Source organism: Rhizobium ecuadorense (assembly GCF_001187535.1).
Taxonomy (GTDB): domain Bacteria; phylum Pseudomonadota; class Alphaproteobacteria; order Rhizobiales; family Rhizobiaceae; genus Rhizobium; species Rhizobium ecuadorense.
In genome coordinates this window covers 1-296 of sequence record NZ_LFIO01000033.1, presented here as the reverse complement: position 1 = coordinate 296, position 296 = coordinate 1, and the positions used below count along the sequence as shown (strand labels likewise).

Annotated in this window: 1 pseudogene; it reads right to left on the bottom strand. The window is 59.8% G+C overall.

Features of this window, described 5'->3' with window-relative positions:
• Positions 1 to 296: pseudogene (locus tag AF337_RS01940) on the bottom strand (tyrosine--tRNA ligase); the annotation flags it as partial.

Sequence of the window (296 nt, the reverse complement as noted above, 5' to 3'; positions counted from 1 at the left end):
CACGCCGGATGCCGAGCAGGTTTTTCGTGATCTGCTCTTCGCTGAGAAAGGGACGCGACGTGTCGCGGAAGCTCGGATCGCCCAGGCGGCTTGTCGCACCGCCGAGCAACGCAATGGGTTTGTTGCCGGTCTTCTGGAACCACCGCAGCATCATGATCGGAATGAGATGCGCGACATGAAGGCTGTCGGCGGTGAGATCGAAGCCGTTATAGGCTGTGCCGGCTCCTGAACAAAGCCAGCTGTCGAGTGCTTCCAAGTCGGTGCATTGATGCAGGAAGCCGCGCTCGCTCAAAGTG